Raw genomic sequence first — 20,176 nt, forward strand, 5'->3', positions numbered from 1 at the left:
CCGTTGTTGTTGGAATGACAGACGGCTTTTTTGACCATTCGGACCAGTTGATTCAGGTCACTCGTTGTAGATAAAACAAAATATTGCCACTAAAAAGGCTTGTTTTCTATTTTTATGCGAATAATCTTGTAATTCCAACAACAAAACGACGGCGGCGCTGTTCAATGACTCTTCGAATCGCAATCAATGGTTTTGGCCGCATCGGCCGTAATGTCCTGCGCGCACTGTATACCCAAGGCTATCGACAGGATTTGCAGATCGTCGCCATCAACGATCTGGGCGACAGCGCCATCAATGCCCATCTGCTCAAATACGACACCGTTCACGGCACATTCGACGCCGAAGTGGCCCATGACAATGAGAGCCTGACGGTCAACGGCGACCGCATTGCGGTCAGCGCCATCCGCAACCCGGCCGAGTTGCCTTGGGCCGCGGAAAAGATCGATGTGGTGTTCGAATGCACCGGTCTGTTCACCGACCGCGCCAAAGCGGCCGCGCATCTTACTGCCGGCGCGCGCAAAGTCATCATCTCGGCCCCGGCCAAAGGCGCCGACGCTACCGTCGTTTACGGCGTGAACCACGACATTCTGCGCCAGTCGCACCAGATCATCTCCAACGCTTCGTGCACCACCAACTGCCTGGCGCCCGTGGCGCAGGTGCTGCACCGCGAACTGGGCATTGAAAGCGGTCTGATGACCACGATTCACGCCTACACCAACGACCAGAACCTCACCGACGTCTATCACACCGACCCGTACCGCGCGCGTTCGGCCACGCAGAACATGATCCCGAGCAAGACCGGCGCCGCCGAAGCGGTAGGCCTGGTATTGCCGGAACTGGCGGGCAAACTGACCGGCATGGCCGTGCGCGTGCCGGTGATCAATGTGTCGCTGGTGGACCTGACCGTGCAGTTGAAGAAGGAAGCCACGGCCGACGAGGTCAACGCGCTGATGAAAGCGGCCAGCCAGCACTCGAAAATTTTGGGTTACAACACGTTGCCGCTGGTTTCCAGCGACTTCAACCACAACCCGCTGTCGTCGATCTTCGACGCCAACCACACCAAAGCCAGCGGCAAACTGCTGAAGGTGCTGGCCTGGTACGACAACGAATGGGGCTTCTCCAACCGCATGCTGGATAACTGCCTGGCGCTCTGCAACGCCGAATAAGTTGTCCCGCCCCCTGTAGGAGCTGCCGAAGGCTCGGGCCGCGTTCGGACGATCTTTTGATTCTGTTTTTAAAAATCAAAATCAAGATCAAAAGATCGCAGCCTTCGGCAGCTCCTACATTTGCTTCGTTCAAAACAACACTTGACCACTCGACTAGATGATAAGCATTATCATTCGCTCGAAATGGATCAGGTTCCCCCGTGAGTCAATCGCGCTTCAATCACGTCTTCCTCTCTCAGCGCACATCCCTGCTGCGTACGATCGAGCGGATGGTCAACAATCACAGCACCGCCGAAGACCTGTTGCAGGAAACCTACCTGCGCGTCACGCGGGCGTTGAGCGAGCGCGCCATCGATCACCTTGAACCCTTCGTGTTCCAGACCGCGCGCAATCTGGCGCTGGATCACCTGCGTGCGCGCAAGATCCATTCGCGAACCATGGTCGATGACGTGCCGCAGGACGTGGTGCACAGCGTCGCCGCCCCTGCCAGCAGCGCCGAAGACGCCGCCCATGCCGAACAACTGCTGGAGCGTCTGAACGTGAGCCTCAGTCAACTCAGCCCGCGTCAGCAGCAGATTTTCATCCTCAGCCGCCTGCACGGGCACAGCTATCAGGAAATCGCCGACGAGTTGAACGTGTCGCTCAGCACCGTGCAGAAGGAACTCAAGCTGATCATGTCGATCTGCATCGGTGTCGCCGAGCGCTTGAATGGCGCCTGAGGTCGCAGGCGATTTCTGTCAGCATCAGCATCGACTGCACTGATCAGCGGGCTTTGCTACCCTTGCCCGACTTTTACGCTTCACTAAAACAACAGCCGTGCACAGACACTGCCGAGGAAACACCGTGACGGACACCCACCGCCCGCCTTCGCCCGACACGGCGCAGGACGCCGCCCGTGCAATGGACCAGGCTCTGGACTGGCTCATTGTGCTCGGCAGTGCGGACGAAGAGCAGACCCGGCAATTTCACGCGTGGCTGGCTGCCGATCCGTTGAATGCCGAGACGTTCGCCAGGGCCCAGGCGATCTGGGACGGGCCGCAAGTGGTGCAATGCGCGCAGAGTCTCGCTGCGAAACCCGCGAAAGTGACGCTCATCAAACGTCTGCGCCCGCACTGGAAACCGTTGGCGACTGCTGCGGTGCTGATCCTCGGCCTGTTCAGTTTCAGCAATCTGCCGATGCGCCTGCAGGCCGATCATCTGACCGTGGTCGGCGAGCGTCAGCGCCTGCAACTGGAGGACGGTTCCAGGGTGCTGCTCAACACCAACTCGGCATTCTCCAGCACCATCAATGAGCGCCAGCGTGTGGCACGACTGTATCAGGGCGAAGCGTTTTTCGAGGTAGCGGCCAACCGGGCTCAGCCACTGGAAATCGATGCCGGCCCGGTGCAGGCCAGCGTGCGCGACACCGCGTTCGCCGTGCGCTATCTGGACGGCGTGGCGCAGGTCAATGTGCAACGCGGCGATGTCGATCTGCGTGCCACCCACAATGACGCGCGCGTGCGTTTGAGCGCCGGCGAAAGCATCCGTATCGGCCCCAACGGTTTCGATCGTCCGGCCAAACTCGATGCCGCCACCGACCTGGCCTGGGTCCAGGGCCGGTTGATCTTTGAAAACTGTCCGCTCGACAAGGTGCTGGCCGAACTGCGCCGCTACTACCCGGGCTGGATCATCAACACCAACGAGCAGTTGGCCGACGTCAACGTCACCGGCAATTACCGTCTCGACCAACCGCTGGACGTCGTGCGTTCCCTCGCCCACATCACCTCGGCGCGCCTGCAGGAATTCCCGGCGCTGGTGATCCTGAACTAAATGAGAATTATTTTTACTCGATAGCGAAACCCCGTTCGTCTCGTTATAGCCAATGCAATTGATTCGCATCTTCGGAGGCGGATCAGCACCTATAAAGATTCGTGCGACACGGAGCGCTATCGATGTCCTCTCGCCTTACCCGCCAGACTGCTTCCCCTTCCCGCGTATTGTCGCTGCTGACGGCTGCCATCCTCATGGCCGGCACCGCACCGCTGATGGCTGCCACCGAGCAACCGGCACGCAACATGGGTGATTACTCGTTCTCGATCGGCCAGCAACCGCTGGTGTCGGCGCTCAATGCTTTTACCAGCGTCACCGGTTGGCAGGTCGGCTTGCCGGCGGAACTGGGTCAGGGCGTGTCGTCGCCGGGCGTGCGCGGTTCGCTGCCGCCGGAGAAAGCCCTGGAACGCCTGTTGGTGGGGACCAACCTGAGCTTCCGCAAGCTGAGCAACAACAACGTGGTGCTGGAAAAACGCAGCACCAGCGGCACCTTGAATCTGGATCAGGTGACCATCAGCGCCACCCGCCAGGAACAGTCGGTCAACAGCGTGCCGGCCACAGTCACCGTGCAGACCCGCCAGGATCTGGACCGCAACAACGTCAACACCCTCAAGGATCTGGTGCGCTACGAGCCGGGCGTGTCCGTCGGCGGCGCCGGTCAGCGCGGCGGTATCAGTGGCTACAACATTCGCGGCATCGACGGCGACCGCATCCTCACTCAGGTCGACGGTGTCGAAGTGCCGGACGGTTTCTTCAACGGCCCGTACGCCAAGACCCAGCGCAATTACGTCGATCCGGAGATCGTCAAACGCGTGGAAATCCTCCGGGGCCCGGCGTCGGTGCTCTACGGCAGCAACGCCATCGGCGGCGCCGTCAGCTACTACACCCTCGACCCGGACGACATCATCAAGCCCGGCAACGATGTCGGTGCCCGGTTGAAGACCGGCTATAGCTCCGCCGATGAGAGCTGGCTGAAATCCGCCACCGTTGCCGGGCGTGCCGAGCAGTTCGACGGCTTGCTGCACTTCAGCCAGCGCGACGGTCACGAAACCGACTCCTACGGCAGCAACAACGGCACTGGCCTCGCCCGCACCGCCGCCAACCCGGAAGACGTCAAAGCCACCAACGTGCTGGCGAAAATCGGCTGGAACTACAACGACGATTCGCGTCTGGGCCTGACCTACGAGAAGTACAAGGACGACCGCGACACCGATCAGAAAAGCGCTTACGGCGGCCCGTACTTCAACGGCGCCCCGACCATCCCCAACAGCGTGCTGCCCGGCGGCATGTACCAGTGGCGTACCGGCAACGACACCATCACCCGCGAGCGTTTCGGCCTCGAACACAGCTTCGCCCTCGACAGCCTGCTGGCCGATAACGTGAAGTGGAGCCTGAACCACCAGATCGCCAAGACCGACCAGAGCACTGAAGAGTTCTACTACCCGATGACCCGTAAAGTGCTGCGCACCCGCGACACGGTCTACGAGGAAAAACAGTGGGTATTCGATGCGCAACTGGACAAGGCCTTCGCCATCGGTGACACCGATCACGTGCTGACCTACGGCACCACGATCAAACAGCAGAAAGTCACCGGCTCGCGCAGTGGCGACGGCAAATGCCTGGCTGTCGGCCGTGGTTGCACCGCCATCGGCGCCACCAGCGCGGCGGATGTGCTGAAAAAATCCAGCGACTTCCCGGACCCGACCATCAACACCTACAGCCTGTTTGCCCAGGATCAGATCAGCTGGAACAAGTGGACCTTCCTGCCGGGCCTGCGCTACGACTACACCCAGCTCAAGCCGCACATCACTGAAGAATTCCTCAACACCGTGGCCGCCGACGGCAACGGCACCGTCAGCGACGAGAACAAGACCTGGCACAAAGTCTCGCCCAAATTCGGCCTGACCTACGCCCTGACCGACAACTACACCTGGTACGGCCAGTACGCCGAAGGCTTCCGCACGCCGACTGCGAAAGCGCTGTACGGGCGCTTTGAAAACAGCACCACCGGCTACAACGTGGCGCCGAACCCGAACCTGGAACCGGAAAAAAGCAAAAGCTATGAAACCGGTCTGCGCGGCAACTTCGAGCAAGGCTCGTTCGACGTGGCGGTGTTCTATAACAAGTACCGCGACTTCATCAACGAAGACGCCGTCACGCCTGGCTACGACGAGCTGACCTTCCAGTCGAGCAACATCAAGCACGCGACCATCAAGGGTGCCGAAGTCAAAGGTCGCCTGAACCTCGATGCGTTCGGCGCGCCGCAAGGCCTCTACACCCAGGGATCAATTGCTTACGCCTACGGTCGCAACAACGACAATGGCGAGCCGCTCAACAGCGTCAATCCGCTGACCGGCGTATTCGGTCTGGGTTACGACCAGGACCACTACGGCGGCCTGCTGAGCTGGACCTTGGTGAAGAAAAAGGACCGCGTCGACGACAGCAACTTCAAGTCGCCGGATGGCGTCAGCAGCCAGTTCAAGACCCCGGGCTTCGGCATTCTGGATCTGGCCGGTTATTACAAAGTCACTGACGACGTCACCGTCAGCGGCGGCATCTACAACCTCACCGACAAGAAGTACTGGCTGTGGGATGACGTGCGCGGTTACGACAGCGTCGGCGAAGCTTCGGTGACGCAACCGGCCAACCTCGATCGCCTGACCCAGCCGGGCCGCAACTTCGCGATCAATCTGGTCTGGGACATCTGATCCGCACGGCCCTGCGGCGCGCGTTGACCGACGCGTCGCGGGGCTTTTTTTACGGTTTGGCACCTGCCCGTTCGTCTCGTTATCAAGCGCCTCTTTTATCAAGGACACCCCATGACCACTTCGGAAAAAGCCCTGCGTTCACAACGCCTGAACCAGATCACCCACGAGCCGCACAGCAAGCTCGACGCGCTGGTCAAAGCCCACGCGCCGTTCGAAACCCGCGCCAACTTTGCGCGTTTCGTGGTCGCGCAGTACCTGTTTCAGTCGGAACTGGTCGACCTCTATAACAACGCCGAACTGACGGCCATCGTCCCGGACCTGCCGGCCCGTTGCCGCGCCGAAGCGGCCAAGGCTGACCTGGCGGACCTCGATACCGACATCCCGGCACCGGTGGCCGGTGCGCTGAAAAACCCGAGCAAGGCCCGCGCCCTCGGCTGGATCTTCGTCTCCGAAGGCTCGAAGCTGGGCGCTGCGTTCCTGATCAAACGCGCGGTGGCGCTGGAGCTGAGCGAAACCTTCGGCGCCCGCCACCTGGGTGAACCGGAAGGTGGCCGCGCCGAGGGTTGGAAAAGCTTCGTGCGTATTCTCGACTCCCTGCCGTTCACCGCCGAAGAGGAAGCCGAAGTCGAGCAAGGCGCAATCGACGCGTTCAACCGCTTCACCGTGCTGCTGGAACAGGCTTACGCCACCGAAGCCGAACCGGCCTGATTTACCGGCACAATACAAAACCCTGTGGGAGCTGGCTTGCCAGCGATGGCGGCGGGTCGGACAAGATCTATTTCGACTGATACATCGCTATCGCTGGCAAGCCAGCTCCCACAGGGGTCTCGACAAGTCTGTAAGATTCCCGTTTCGTCTCACTGTACTCCCCGAGCCCATGCCGCAACCCGCCACCTCAAAACTCGCCCGCCTGCTGTTCGGCCTGCTGGCCTATGTCAGTCTCGGCATTGGCCTGATCGCCATCGTCGTGCCCGGCCTGCCGACCACCGAGTTCATCCTGCTCGCCGCCTGGGCTGCGACCCGCAGCTCGCCGCGCCTGAGCGCCTGGCTGGAAAACCATCGGCTGTTCGGGCCGATCCTGAGCAACTGGCGCAACGGCAAGATCATCGCGCGCAAGGCCAAGGTCAGCGCCACCGTCAGCATGCTGCTGTGCGCGACATTGATGCTGGTGATGCTCGACCACGGCTGGCCGGTGTATCTGGCGATTGCCGGAATGAGCCTGGGCAATCTGTGGATCTGGTCGCGCCCGGAAGTGATCCCGCCTCCCGCCTGACCGTCCGCTATTTTTGGCAAATGAGCTTTTGTGGTGAGGGGATTCATCCCCGATGGCTGCGCAGCAGCCACTAATCAGGCTCCGCAGAGTTTCAGTTAAAAATGGTTGTCAGGTTTTGGGCCTGCTGCGCAGTCCATCGGGGATGAATCCCCTCACCACAAAGCCTCATCACCAAAAGCTCCTCAGTGTTCACCCGGCTGAAACTTCCCTGTAATTAATCGCTTTTTCAGCACAATCCCCTGCGCAAACGTTTAGCACTGACCGTTCGTCGGCGAGCGTCTCATGCGCCGTCGCTGTGCGCCGATGAGCAATGCATGGCGCTGAATGGATTTGGCGAACCGGGTAGTTCATCCCCGCGGCCACCTGCTCATTCATTCACGAGATCGCCCCATGTTCGACTCTCTTTCCATTCGCCTGAAAATCGTCCTGCTCTCCGGTCTGTGTCTGCTCGGTGTGGTCGCGCTGATCGTCGGCATGAACATTTACCAGACCAACCAGAACGACGAACTGGTCAGCAACTCCAGCAACCAGTTGCTCACGGCCAGTGTGCAGAACCTGTTGCAGGCCAAGGCAGCCGAGCAAGCGGTGCGGGTACAGAAGACCTTCGGCGAAAGCCTGACGGTGATCACTGCCCTGGCCGACCAGATTAAGGACATGCGGGTGATGGCCGCCAAGCGTTCGCTGGACGCCGGTGCCCTGCGTGAAGAGTTGAACCAGAGCCTGAAAACCGCGTTTGAGCGCAACGACAAGGTGCTCGGCATCTGGCTCGCTTTCGAACCCAACGGCCTTGATGGCAAGGACAGCGAGTTCGTCAACGATGCCGCGCGCCAGTCCAACGAAGCCGGGCGCTTTGCGACCTACTGGAGCCGCGCTGCCGGGTCCGCGCTGAACACGATCATGGTCGAAGAAGACATGACCAAGACCACCCTCAGCGTCAGCGGCACGCCGTACAACAGCTGGTACACCTGCCCTCGCGACAACAAGCGCACCTGCCTGCTCGACCCGTACGCCGACACCGTGGGCGGCAAGGAAATGTTGATGACCACCATTTCCGTGCCGCTGATTGTCGACGGCAAGGCCATCGGCGTGGTCGGTGTCGACATCGCCCTTGATGCCCTGCAAGCGGCGGCGGTGGATTCCCAGCGCAACCTGTTCAACAACGCCGGGCACATGCTGATCGTCTCCGGCAGCGGCGTGCTCGGTGCCGACAGTTCCGACGCAACCAAGGTCGGCAAAAAAATCAGCGATACCCTCGGCGCCGACGGCAAGGATCTGTTGCAACTGGTCAGCAGCGGCACGCCGAAGATCCTTGAACAAGGCGAGCTGATTCGGGCGGTGTACCCGGTCGATCCGATTGGCAATTCGCGGGCCTGGGGCGTGGTCATCGACCTGCCGAAACAGGTGCTGCTGGCCGACTCGGTCAAGCTGCAAGCGGTGCTCGACGATGCTCAGAAAACCGGTGTCATCACCGCGTTGCTGGTGGCCGTGGTCGCAGGTCTGGTCGGTTTGCTGCTGATCTGGCTCACCGCCTCGGGCGTGACCCGACCGATCAACAGCGTCGCTGAAATGCTGAAAAACATCGCCAGCGGTGAAGGCGATCTGACCCAGCGCCTGAACTACACCAAGAAAGATGAACTGGGCGAACTGGTGAACTGGTTCAACCGCTTCCTCGACAAGCTGCAACCGACCATCGCCCAGATCAAACAGAGCATCACCGAAGCGCGTGGCACTGCTGATCAATCCTCGGAAATCGCCCGCCAGACCAGCGAAGGCATGCAGGTGCAGTTCCGCGAAATCGATCAGGTCGCCACCGCGTCCAACGAAATGAGCGCCACCGCCCACGACGTCGCCAACAGCGCGTCGAACGCAGCCAACGCCGCCAAGGGCGCCGATCAGTCGGCCCGCGACGGCATGTCGATCATCGAACGCAGCACCCGCGACATCAATCAACTGGCCGACGAAGTCAGCAAAGCGGTGACCGAAGTCGAAGCACTGGCGGTCAACAGCGAGCAGATCGGTTCGGTGCTGGAAGTGATCCGCAGCATCGCTGAACAGACCAACCTGCTGGCGCTCAACGCCGCCATCGAAGCGGCCCGCGCCGGGGAAAGCGGTCGTGGTTTCGCAGTAGTCGCCGACGAGGTACGCAACCTCGCCAAGCGCACTCAGGATTCGGTGGAAGAAATCCGCATCGTCATCGAGCGCATCCAGACCGGCACCCGTGGCGTGGTCGCGACCATGCATTCGAGCCAGACCCAGGCACACAACAACGCCGGGCAGATCCGTCAGGCCGTGGACGCGCTGGGCAAGATCAGCGACGCGGTCACCGTAATCAGCGACATGAACCTGCAGATCGCCAGCGCCGCCGAACAACAGAGCGCCGTGGCCGAAGAGGTCAACCGCAACGTCTCGGCGATTCGCACCGTGACCGAAACGCTGACCGAGCAAGCGACTGAGTCGGCGGCGATCAGCAGTCAGTTGAATGCCCTGGCGAGCCAGCAGATGAAGCTGATGGACCAGTTCCGCGTCTGATAATCACCACCGTCCCTGTGGGAGCTGGCTTGCCAGCGATTGCGGTGTGTCAGTCACTCATGTACTGACTGATCCACCGTCATCGCTGGCAAGCCAGCTCCCACAGGGGGCAGCGTGGGTTGTCCGGAATTTCATCTGGCCCGAGATTTTTTTGCACTATCATCGCCCTCTCTCCCGGAGGGCCTTCGATGACTGATCTACTCACGTCCATTCAAGCCGCACTCGGCTTGCCCCACACGCCGATTCCGTTCACGGGCCATGGCGCACTGCCCTCGGCATTCGCCGTGACCGACCTGGCCTGCGCCAGCATCGGCGCTGCCGGGCAGGCCGTCAGCGAACTGCTCCGGCAACAGACCGGGCACTTGCCCGCGATGGAGGTCGATCGACGTCTGGCCTCGTTCTGGTTCGCCACTTCGCTGCGTCCGATGGGCTGGAACGTTCCGCCGCTGTGGGATCCGGTGGCCGGTGACTACGCAACCGAGGACGGCTGGATCCGCCTGCACACCAACGCCCCGCATCACCGCGCCGCCGCCGAACGCGTGCTGGGTGCCTGCGCCGACCGTGCCGCCATGGCAGCGAACGTCGCGCAATGGCGCAGTGCCGATCTGGAACAAGCAGTCGTCGACGCCAACGGCTGCGCCGCCGAAATGCGCAGTTGGGCGCAGTGGCAGCAGCATCCGCAGGGGCTGGCAGTGAATGCCGAACCGCTGGTGCATTTCTTCGATGCGCAGGATGAACACAGCAACGCGTGGCAAGGCTCGGCAGCGCAGCCGCTGGCCGGCCTCAAGGTGCTGGACCTGACCCGCGTGCTTGCCGGCCCCACCGCCAGCCGTTTCCTTGCCGGCCTCGGCGCCAATGTGCTGCGCATCGATCCGCCGACCTGGAACGAACCGGGCGTTATCCCGGACATGACCCTTGGCAAACGCTGCGCGCGGCTGGATCTGCAGCAACCGGCAGATCGCTTGGTGTTTGAACACCTGTTGCAGGACGCCGACATCCTCGTGCACGGTTACCGTGCCGACGCGCTGGAACACCTCGGCTTCGGCAGCGAGCGTCGGCGGCAACTGGCGCCGGGGCTGATCGACGTCTGCCTCAACGCCTACGGCTGGAGCGGCCCGTGGCAGAACCGCCGTGGCTTCGACAGTCTGGTGCAGATGAGCAGCGGCATCGCCGAGGCCGGGCAGCGCTGGAAGCACGCGGATCAACCGACGCCGCTGCCGGTGCAGGCGCTGGACCATGCAACCGGGTATTTGATGGCGGCGAGTGCGCTCCGGCTGTTGACGCAACGTTTGAAGACGGGTCGAGGTGGCTCGGCACGCTTGTCGCTGGCGCGCACCGCCAAGCTGTTGATCGAACAGGGGCCGGGGTCGAGCGAAGCGTTGCGGGCTGAAGATGCGCAGGATCAAAGTCTGTCGCTGGAGCAGACTCCATGGGGGCCGGCGCATCGCTTGCTGGTACCGGTGAAGATCAGCGGGACGCCGCTGCAATGGCAGTTGCCGGCCACAGAATTGGGTTCACATCGCCCGCTGTGGTGAAACCATGGAAGCCTCTTCGCTGGCAAGCCAGCTCCCACAGGTTCAGGGATGTTCACAAACCCTGTGCCCGACACGGACACTGTGGGAGCTGGCTTGCCAGCGATGTGGCAACAACTGACAACACATAATCCGGGTCACCGAAAGGCGAGCGTCAACCTCACAACGACAACACCCCGCTGTACAACCCATACGCCGCCAGCCCCGCGCCGATGATCACGCCGGTGAAAATCACCTTCTCGACATGAGTGAACAACGGCTCGCCCTGCTCACGCTTGGCTTTGGCAAACAGCACCACCCCCGGCGCATACAGCAACGCCGACAGCAGCAGGTATTTCACTCCGCCGGCATACAACAGCCATACCGCGTAGCACAGGGCGATGCCGCCGATCAGCAGGTCCTTGGTGCGCTCGGCCGAGGCATGTTCGTAGGTTTCGCCACGCCCGCTGAGCAACACCGCGTACGCCGCCGACCACAGGTACGGCACCAGGATCATCGATGAGGCGAGGTAGATCAGGCTGGTGTAGGTGCCGGCGGAAAACAGCGTAATCAGCAGGAAAATCTGAATCATCACGTTGGTCAGCCAGAGCGCATTGACCGGCACGTGGTTGGCGTTTTCCTTTTTCAGGAACGCCGGCATGGTCTTGTCCCGCGCCGTGGCAAACAGGATTTCGGCGCACAACAGCGCCCATGACAGCAACGCGCCGAGCAGCGACACCGCCAGACCAAGGCTGATCAACAACGCGCCCCATGGCCCGACGATGTGTTCCAGCACCGCCGCCAGCGACGGGTTTTGCAGGGTCGCCAGTTCTGGCTGGCTCATGATCCCCAGCGACAGCACATTGACCAGCACCAGCAGCGCCAGCACGCCGAGAAAACCGATCACCGTGGCGCGGCCGACATCGGTGCGTTTCTCCGCCCGTGCCGAGTACACGCTGGCGCCCTCGATGCCGATGAACACGAACACCGTCACCAGCATCATGTTGCGCACCTGATCCATCACCCCGCCGAAGCTCGGGTTGCTGCGGCCCCAGATGTCGCGGGTAAAGATATCGGCCTTGAACGCCACCGCCGCAATCACGATGAACATGATCAGCGGCACGATCTTGGCGACCGTGGTCACCTGATTGATGAAGGCCGCCTCTTTGATCCCGCGCATCACCAGAAAATGCACGGCCCACAACAGCACCGACGCACAGCCGATGGCGACCGGCGTGTTGCCCTGGCCAAACACCGGGAAGAAATAACCGAGCGTGCTGAACAGCAACACGAAATAACCGACGTTGCCCAGCCAGGCGCTGATCCAGTAACCCCAGGCGGACGAGAAACCCATGTAGTCGCCAAACCCGGCCTTGGCGTAGGCGTAGACGCCGGAGTCCAGCTCAGGCTTGCGGTTGGCGAGGGTCTGGAACACGAACGCCAGGGTCAGCATGCCGATGGCGGTGATTCCCCAGCCAATCAGGATCGCCCCGGCATCGGCGCGCGCGGCCATGTTCTGCGGCAGGGAAAAAATTCCCCCGCCAATCATCGAACCTACAACCAGGGCGATCAACGCACCAAGGCGCAGCTTTTGCGTCGGTTGCGACATTCTTGTCTCCCTTAATTCATTTTGTAACAACTATTAACTAAATGTCTGATACCGAATGATGCTTATCAGGTAATGCCGAGCAATACCCACTTATATATAGCGACTGACGCTAACGCATAGCACGTTGAGACAGTTTTGTGCGCTGATCCTGATAAATCAATTCTGTACTGAAAACAGATGTGAAAAATTTGCCAAAAGCTGAAAACCAACTAGCGTGATAATTCCAAAGTAATAGGAGAAATTCCCAACCACATCTGCCGCAAGCCTCTGGAATGGGCCTCTTCGGGCAGCAGCTTTATGCCATCAGCCTTTTCATAAGTCATTCATTAACAATGGAATGTGGCCATGAACTGATCTAAGTCAGCTGTTTGAACAGACAACGGCACTACGCTGTGAACTCTTCTCTCCTGCAATGGAGTCATGCAATGTCTGAAGCTCCCGGAAAACTACGACTCGGTGCACTGGTTGCATTGGTAGTCGGTTCAATGATCGGTGGCGGGATATTCTCTTTGCCACAAAACATGGCCGCCAGCGCCGACGTCGGTGCAGTGCTGATCGGTTGGGCCATCACCGCTGTCGGCATGCTCACCCTCGCTTTTGTCTTTCAAACCCTCGCCAATCGCAAGCCTGACCTGGACGGCGGCGTCTACGCCTACGCCAAGGCCGGATTCGGCGATTACATGGGTTTCTCGTCCGCCTGGGGCTACTGGATCAGCGCCTGGCTGGGTAACGTCGGTTACTTTGTTCTGTTGTTCAGTACCCTCGGGTATTTCTTTCCGGTTTTCGGCGAAGGCAACACGGTGGCCGCCGTGATCGGCGCCTCGGTGCTGCTGTGGGCCGTGCATTTCCTGGTGCTGCGCGGAATCAAGGAAGCGGCGTTCATCAACCTCGTGACCACCGTCGCCAAGGTCGTGCCGCTGCTGCTGTTCGTCCTGATCGCGGTCTTCGCCTTCAAACTGGACATCTTCACCGCTGACATCTGGGGCGTGAAAAACCCGGATCTGGGCAGCGTGATGAACCAGGTGCGCAACATGATGCTGGTCACCGTGTGGGTGTTCATCGGCATTGAAGGCGCGAGCATCTTCTCGGCCCGGGCGGAAAAACGCTCCGACGTCGGCAAGGCCACCGTGATCGGTTTCATCACCGTGCTGCTGTTCCTGGTGCTGGTCAACGTGCTGTCGCTGGGCATCATGACCCAACCGGAACTGGCCAAACTGCAGAACCCGTCGATGGCTGCCGTGCTCGAGCACGTGGTCGGTCACTGGGGCGCGGTGCTGATCAGCGTCGGTCTGATCATCTCGCTGCTGGGCGCGCTGCTGTCGTGGGTGCTGCTGTGTGCGGAGATCATGTTCGCCGCCGCCAAAGACCACACCATGCCGGAGTTCCTGCGCAAGGAGAACGCCAACCACGTACCGGTCAATGCGTTGTGGCTGACCAACGCGATGGTTCAGTTGTTCCTGATCATCACCCTGTTTTCGGCCAGTACTTACCTGTCGCTGATCTACCTCGCCACTTCGATGATTCTGGTGCCGTACCTGTGGTCGGCGGCCTACGCCCTGCTGCTCGCGGTACGCGGCGAAACCTACGAAGGCTTCGCAGCCGAGCGGCGCAAGGACCTGATCATCGGTGGTATCGCCCTGATCTACGCGGTCTGGCTGCTGTATGCCGGTGGGGTGAAGTATCTGCTGCTCTCGGCCCTGCTCTACGCACCCGGCGCGATCCTGTTCGCCAAGGCCAAGCTCGAACTCAAACAAGCGGTTTTCACCAACGTCGAGAAGCTGATTTTCGCCGCGGTAGTCGTCGGTGCCCTGGTGGCAGCCTACGGTCTCTACGACGGCTTCCTGACCCTGTAATTGCCCAAGTTTTTACCTCTGGAGGATCACTGCAATGACCACGGAAAAAGTTAAGTACGGCGTCCATTCCGAAGCCGGCAAACTGCGCAAAGTCATGGTTTGCTCCCCAGGTCTGGCCCACCAGCGGCTGACCCCGAACAACTGCGACGAATTGCTGTTTGACGACGTGCTGTGGGTCGCCCAGGCCAAGCGCGACCACTTCGACTTCGTGACCAAAATGCGTGAACGCGGGATCGACGTGCTGGAAATGCACAACCTGCTGACCGACATCGTCGCCATCCCGGAAGCACTGGACTGGATCCTCGAGCGCAAGGTCACTGCCGACTCGGTGGGCCTGGGCCTGATCAGCGAAGTCAAATCCTGGCTGAAAAGCCTTGAGCCACGGCACATCGCCGAATTCCTGATCGGTGGCGTGTCCGCCGACGATCTGCCGGACAGCTTTGGTGGCAAGACCATCCAGATGTTCCGCGACTTCCTCGGCCACTCCAGCTTCATCCTGCCGCCGCTGCCGAACACCCAGTTCACCCGCGACACCACTTGCTGGATCTACGGTGGCGTGACGCTGAACCCGATGTACTGGCCGGCGCGCCGTCAGGAAACCCTGCTGACCACTGCCATCTACAAATTCCATCCGCAATTCACCAACGCCGATTTCGAGATCTGGTACGGCGATCCGGACAAGGATCACGGCAGCTCGACGCTGGAAGGCGGCGACGTGATGCCGATCGGCAACGGCGTGGTGTTGATCGGCATGGGCGAACGCTCCTCCCGACAGGCCATCGGCCAACTGGCGCTGAACCTGTTCAAGAACAAAGCCGTGGAGAAAGTCATCGTCGCCGGCCTGCCGAAGTCCCGCGCGGCGATGCACCTGGACACCGTGTTCAGTTTCTGCGACCGCGACCTGGTGACGATTTTCCCGGAAGTGGTGAACCAGATCGTCGCGTTCACCCTGCGCCCTGACGAAAGCAAACAGGGCGGCATCGACATCCGCCGCGAAGAAGGCAGCTTCCTCGACACCGTGGCCAAAGCCCTCAACCTGCCGAAGCTGCGCGTGGTGGAAACCGGCGGCAACAGCTTCGCTGCCGAACGCGAGCAATGGGACGACGGCAACAACGTGGTCGCGGTAGAACCGGGCGTGGTCATCGGCTATGACCGCAACACCTACACCAACACCCTGCTGCGCAAGGCAGGCGTCGAAGTCATCACCATCAGCGCCGGCGAACTGGGCCGTGGTCGCGGCGGCGGCCACTGCATGACCTGCCCGATCATCCGCGACCCAATCGATTACTAAACGACCATCTCCCCGGCCGCACCCACCCCGTAGCGGCCGGGCCGATTACCGAATCCAAGGAGAATCATCATGGCGTTCAACATCCACAACCGTAACCTGCTCAGCCTGGAACACCACACCCCGCGCGAGCTGCGTTACCTGCTCGACCTTTCCCGCGATCTGAAACGCGCGAAATACACCGGCACCGAGCAGCAACACCTCAAGGGCAACAACATCGCCCTGATCTTCGAAAAGACCTCGACCCGTACCCGCTGCGCGTTCGAAGTGGCGGCCTATGACCAAGGCGCCAACGTCACCTACATCGACCCGAACTCGTCGCAGATCGGCCACAAGGAAAGCATGAAAGACACGGCACGCGTGCTGGGTCGCATGTATGACGCCATCGAGTACCGCGGCTTCAAACAGGAAATTGTCGAAGAGCTGGCGAAGTTCGCCGGGGTTCCGGTGTTCAACGGCCTGACCGATGAATATCACCCGACACAGATGATCGCCGACGTGTTGACCATGCGTGAACACGCCGACAAGCCGATCCACGAAATCAGCTACGCCTACCTCGGCGATGCGCGCAACAACATGGGCAATTCGCTGCTGCTGGTCGGTGCCAAACTCGGCATGGACGTGCGCATCTGCGCACCCAAAGCCCTGTGGCCGCATGACGATCTGGTGGATCGCTGCAAGAAATACGCGGAAGAATCCGGTGCACGCATCACCCTCACCGAAGACCCGAAAGCGGCGGTCAAAGGCGTCGATTTCATCCACACCGACGTCTGGGTGTCGATGGGCGAACCGGTGGAAGCCTGGGCCGAGCGCATCCAGCAACTGCTGCCGTATCAGGTCAACGCCGAACTGATGAAAGCCACCGGCAACCCGCGCACCAAGTTCATGCACTGCCTGCCGGCGTTCCACAACAGCGATACCAAGGTCGGCAAACAGATCGCCGAACAGTATCCGCACCTGGCCAACGGCATCGAAGTGACCGACGACGTGTTCGAGTCGCCCGCCTGCATCGCCTTCGAGCAAGCGGAAAACCGCATGCACACGATCAAGGCGATTCTGGTCTCGACCCTGGCGGATCTGTAAACCAATACAGCTCTCACTGACACGACACGGTCACTGTGGGAGCTGGCTTGCCAGCGATTGCGGTATGTCAGCCAGCGACAATGTTGCCTGATCCACCGCCATCGCGGGCAAGCCCGGCTCCCACAGGGATCGCATTCGTCCTGCGAGCTTTCACTGTTTTCCAGAAGGACATGCACCATGCGTATCGTCGTAGCTCTGGGCGGTAACGCCCTGCTCCGCCGTGGCGAGCCGATGACCGCTGACAACCAGCGCGCCAACATCCGCATCGCCACCGAGCAAATCGCCAAGATCCATCCCGGCAACCAACTGGTCATCGCCCACGGCAATGGCCCGCAAGTCGGCCTGCTGTCGCTGCAAGCAGCGGCGTATACCTCCGTCACCCCTTACCCGCTGGACGTGCTCGGTGCCGAAACCGAAGGCATGATCGGCTACATCATCGAACAGGAACTGGGCAATCTGCTGGACTTCGAGGTGCCGTTCGCCACCCTGTTGACCCAGGTTGAAGTCGACGCCAAGGACCCGGCCTTCCAGAACCCGAGCAAACCGATCGGCCCGGTCTACGAGAAAGCCGAAGCAGAAAAGCTCGCCGCTGAAAAAGGCTGGGCCATCGCTGCGGACGGTGACAAATTCCGCCGCGTGGTGGCCAGCCCTCGGCCAAAACGCATCTTCGAAATCCGTCCGATCAAGTGGCTGCTGGACAAGGGCAGCATCGTCATTTGCGCCGGTGGCGGCGGCATTCCGACCATGTACGACGAGCACCGCAACCTCAAGGGCATCGAGGCGGTGATCGACAAGGATCTGTGCTCGTCGCTGCTGGCCGAGCAACTGGAGGCCGATTTGCTGGTGATCGCCACGGACGTCAACGCGGCATTCATCGATTACGGCAAGCCGACCCAGAAAGCCATCGCCGAAGCGCACCCGGACGAACTGGAACGCCTCGGTTTTGCCGCCGGTTCCATGGGGCCGAAGGTACAGGCAGCCTGCGAGTTCGCGCGCCATACTGGCAAGGTCGCGGTGATCGGTTCGCTGGCGGACATCGAAGCCATCGTTCAGGGCACCGCCGGAACCCGTGTCAGCACCGCGAAGCCGGGCATCAGCTATCGATAATCAGAAACTCCGGGGGCAGGCCCAGGGTCTGCCCTTCTCCCATGCCTTGAGAAGGAGAAACCCATGGCCCAGTTCGAACCCGGACATTTGCACATCGAGCGGCATGCGTTGACCGACGATGACGTCAATTACAACGTGCACCTCGACTATGAAGTGTTCACCGATCCGCAAAACCGCAAAGGGATACAGTTCACCCTGCACGGCAGCATGCAGGGCAAGGACATGAAGGAAACGTTTTTCCTGCCCAAGGAAGAGGCTTACAACTTCGCCCGCGACGTGACCCGGATTGCCGAGAAGTACGGGATTCCCAAAACTCACAGCCAGATCGGCTCGGTGCACAAGCATTACGATCTGATGTTTGAGGACATCCGGAAGAAGTTGAATATGCAATCCGGGGATCCGGTCAATCCCGAGCACTTCGAATAACCCCAGAATCAAAAGATCGCAGCCTTCGGCAGCTCCTACATTTATCGCGTTTCTCTGTAGGAGCTGCCGAAGGCTGCGATCTTTTGATCTGATTTCACCATTGCCCCGCCCCAAGGCATACTTGCCCCCCTCCGCATTCCAGAACACTGAACCGCCCCATGCGTATCCACGTCAGCTTCATCGACCGCGTCGGCATCACCCAGGAAGTCCTGGCGATCCTCGGTGGGCGCAATCTCAATCTGGATGCGGTGGAGATGATTCCGCCCAACGTCTACATCGACGCCCCGACCTTGAGCCCGCAAGTGCTCGAAGAACTCAAAGATGCGCTGTTCCGGGTGCGCGGTGTCGAAGCGGTCACGGTGGTCGACATCCTCCCCGGCCAGCGTCGGCACCTGCAGCTCGATGCATTGCTCGCAGCGATGACCGATCCGGTGCTCGCCCTCGACAGCGCCGGGAAAGTGCTGCTGGCCAACCCGGCACTGATCGCGCTGTATGGACGCGAACCGGCGGGTGAAAGCGTCTCTGAACTGTTCAACGATCCGGGACTGCTGGACGCCCTGCTCGAACAAGGCTTCCGTCTGCCGCTGCGCGAGATCACCGTCAACGGCCAGACCCTGTTGCTGGACGCCACGCCGATCACCGACGCCGGCGCGCTGCTGACCCTGTATCAACCGAACCGTATCGGCGAACAGCTCTCGGCGTTGCACCACGACCATGCCGAAGGTTTCGATGCGCTGCTCGGCGAATCCCCGGCGATCCGTACCCTCAAGGCCCGCGCGCAACGGGTCGCCGCCCTTGATGCGCCGCTGCTGATTCAGGGCGAAACCGGCACCGGTAAAGAGCTGGTGGCCCGCGCCTGCCATGCGATCAGTGCGCGACACAGTGCGCCGTTCCTCGCCCTGAACTGCGCGGCCCTGCCGGAGAACCTCGCCGAGAGCGAACTGTTCGGCTATGCCCCCGGCGCCTTCACTGGCGCACAACGTGGCGGCAAACCGGGGCTGATGGAACTGGCGAACCAGGGCACGGTATTTCTCGACGAAATCGGCGAGATGTCGCCGTACTTGCAGGCCAAACTGCTGCGTTTTCTCAACGACGGCAGCTTCCGCCGCGTGGGTGGCGACCGCGAGGTGAAGGTCAACGTGCGGATCCTCAGCGCGACCCACCGTGATCTGGAAAAAATGGTCAGCGAAGGTCTGTTCCGCGAAGACCTGTTCTATCGCCTCAACGTGCTCAACGTCGAAGTGCCGCCGCTGCGCGAACGCGGTCAGGACATCCTGTTGCTGGCGCGCTACTTCATGCAGCAGGCCTGTGCACAGATTCAGCGGCCGGTCTGCCGCCTCGCGCCCGGTACCTATCCGGCACTGCTCGGCAACCGCTGGCCGGGCAACGTGCGGCAGTTGCAGAACGTGATCTTCCGCGCGGCGGCGATCTGCGAAAGCAGTCTGGTGGACATCGGTGACCTCGACATTGCCGGTACCTCGGTGGCGCGGCAGACCGACAGCGACGTCGAGAGCCTTGAACAAGCCGTCGAGTCCTTCGAAAAAACGCTGCTGGAAAAACTCTACGTCAGCTACCCCTCGACCCGCCAACTGGCCAGCCGCCTGCAGACTTCGCACACGGCAATCGCCCATCGCCTGCGCAAGTACGGCATTCCGGGCAAGTCTTAAATTCACCGTAAATTTCCCTGTGGGAGCTGGCTTGCCAGCGATGACGTCGGCACATGCACCCTTGATGGTGACTGATCCAGCGCTATCGCTGGCAAGCCAGCTCCCACAGAGCTCTGTGACGGATTCGAAATCCGTTCAAAAACGACC

14 protein-coding genes and 2 pseudogenes are annotated in these 20,176 nt (G+C 60.9%); 15 read left to right on the top strand and 1 reads right to left on the bottom strand.

Annotated features, from left to right (window positions below):
• Positions 1–164 precede the first annotated feature (164 nt).
• The 9 genes and pseudogenes from gap (at position 165) to AC193Q_RS13495 (ending at position 11,020) form a co-directional block, all read left to right on the top strand.
• Positions 165–1,166: a type I glyceraldehyde-3-phosphate dehydrogenase gene (gene gap, locus AC193Q_RS13455; protein WP_095137054.1), complete on the top strand. Its 1,002-nt coding sequence runs from the start codon at positions 165–167 to the stop codon at positions 1,164–1,166.
• Between the two features lie 200 nt (positions 1,167–1,366).
• Complete coding sequence (locus tag AC193Q_RS13460; protein WP_041068631.1) at positions 1,367–1,885, top strand: RNA polymerase sigma factor; 519 nt, start codon at positions 1,367–1,369, stop codon at positions 1,883–1,885.
• Positions 1,886–2,009: 124 nt separating this feature from the next.
• Positions 2,010–2,975 carry a FecR family protein gene (locus AC193Q_RS13465; protein WP_095668489.1) on the top strand — a complete coding sequence of 322 codons (966 nt, stop codon included), beginning with the start codon at positions 2,010–2,012 and terminating at the stop codon, positions 2,973–2,975.
• A 122-nt stretch (positions 2,976–3,097) separates the two neighbouring features.
• Positions 3,098–5,683, top strand: a complete 2,586-nt coding sequence (locus tag AC193Q_RS13470) for a TonB-dependent receptor (protein WP_121186832.1) — start codon at positions 3,098–3,100, stop codon at positions 5,681–5,683.
• Positions 5,684–5,794: 111 nt separating this feature from the next.
• Complete coding sequence (locus AC193Q_RS13475) at positions 5,795–6,391, top strand: biliverdin-producing heme oxygenase (protein ID WP_047296003.1); 597 nt, start codon at positions 5,795–5,797, stop codon at positions 6,389–6,391.
• Between the two features lie 169 nt (positions 6,392–6,560).
• A complete protein-coding gene (locus AC193Q_RS13480) occupies positions 6,561–6,956 on the top strand; it encodes a YbaN family protein (protein WP_121186834.1) in 396 nt (131 codons plus the stop codon).
• A gap of 663 nt (positions 6,957–7,619) precedes the next feature.
• Positions 7,620–8,579, top strand: a pseudogene (locus tag AC193Q_RS13485) (methyl-accepting chemotaxis protein); the annotation flags it as partial.
• 378 nt (positions 8,580–8,957) lie between these two features.
• A pseudogene (locus tag AC193Q_RS13490) lies at positions 8,958–9,485 on the top strand (methyl-accepting chemotaxis protein); the annotation flags it as partial.
• Positions 9,486–9,673: 188 nt separating this feature from the next.
• Positions 9,674–11,020, top strand: a complete 1,347-nt coding sequence (locus tag AC193Q_RS13495; RefSeq protein WP_121186838.1) for a CoA transferase — start codon at positions 9,674–9,676, stop codon at positions 11,018–11,020.
• Between the two features lie 157 nt (positions 11,021–11,177).
• Here AC193Q_RS13495 and arcD (AC193Q_RS13500) read toward each other — a convergent pair whose 3' ends face one another.
• Positions 11,178–12,605: an arginine-ornithine antiporter gene (gene arcD, locus AC193Q_RS13500; RefSeq protein ID WP_121186840.1), complete on the bottom strand. Its 1,428-nt coding sequence runs from the start codon at positions 12,603–12,605 to the stop codon at positions 11,178–11,180.
• 425 nt (positions 12,606–13,030) lie between these two features.
• Here arcD (AC193Q_RS13500) and arcD (AC193Q_RS13505) point away from each other — a divergent pair, with 425 nt between their 5' ends.
• The 6 genes from arcD (AC193Q_RS13505) to AC193Q_RS13530 all read left to right on the top strand — a co-directional run bounded on the left by arcD (AC193Q_RS13505) (position 13,031) and on the right by AC193Q_RS13530 (position 20,029).
• Positions 13,031–14,458: an arginine-ornithine antiporter gene (gene arcD, locus AC193Q_RS13505; RefSeq protein WP_041068609.1), complete on the top strand. Its 1,428-nt coding sequence runs from the start codon at positions 13,031–13,033 to the stop codon at positions 14,456–14,458.
• 34 nt (positions 14,459–14,492) lie between these two features.
• Positions 14,493–15,749 (top strand): arginine deiminase, encoded by a 1,257-nt coding sequence (gene arcA, locus AC193Q_RS13510; protein WP_047296012.1) that lies wholly within the window; start codon positions 14,493–14,495, stop codon positions 15,747–15,749.
• A gap of 69 nt (positions 15,750–15,818) precedes the next feature.
• Entirely contained in the window at positions 15,819–16,829 is a 1,011-nt protein-coding gene (locus tag AC193Q_RS13515; protein ID WP_047296014.1) for an ornithine carbamoyltransferase, read from the top strand.
• A gap of 177 nt (positions 16,830–17,006) precedes the next feature.
• Positions 17,007–17,936, top strand: coding sequence for a carbamate kinase (arcC, locus tag AC193Q_RS13520; RefSeq protein ID WP_041068605.1), 930 nt, complete (start codon positions 17,007–17,009; stop codon positions 17,934–17,936).
• Positions 17,937–17,999: 63 nt separating this feature from the next.
• Positions 18,000–18,362: a DUF5064 family protein gene (locus AC193Q_RS13525; RefSeq protein ID WP_121186842.1), complete on the top strand. Its 363-nt coding sequence runs from the start codon at positions 18,000–18,002 to the stop codon at positions 18,360–18,362.
• A gap of 158 nt (positions 18,363–18,520) precedes the next feature.
• Positions 18,521–20,029, top strand: a complete 1,509-nt coding sequence (locus AC193Q_RS13530; RefSeq protein WP_095668479.1) for a sigma-54-dependent transcriptional regulator — start codon at positions 18,521–18,523, stop codon at positions 20,027–20,029.
• Positions 20,030–20,176 lie beyond the last annotated feature (147 nt).

This window comes from Pseudomonas sp. F2 (assembly GCF_057174385.1).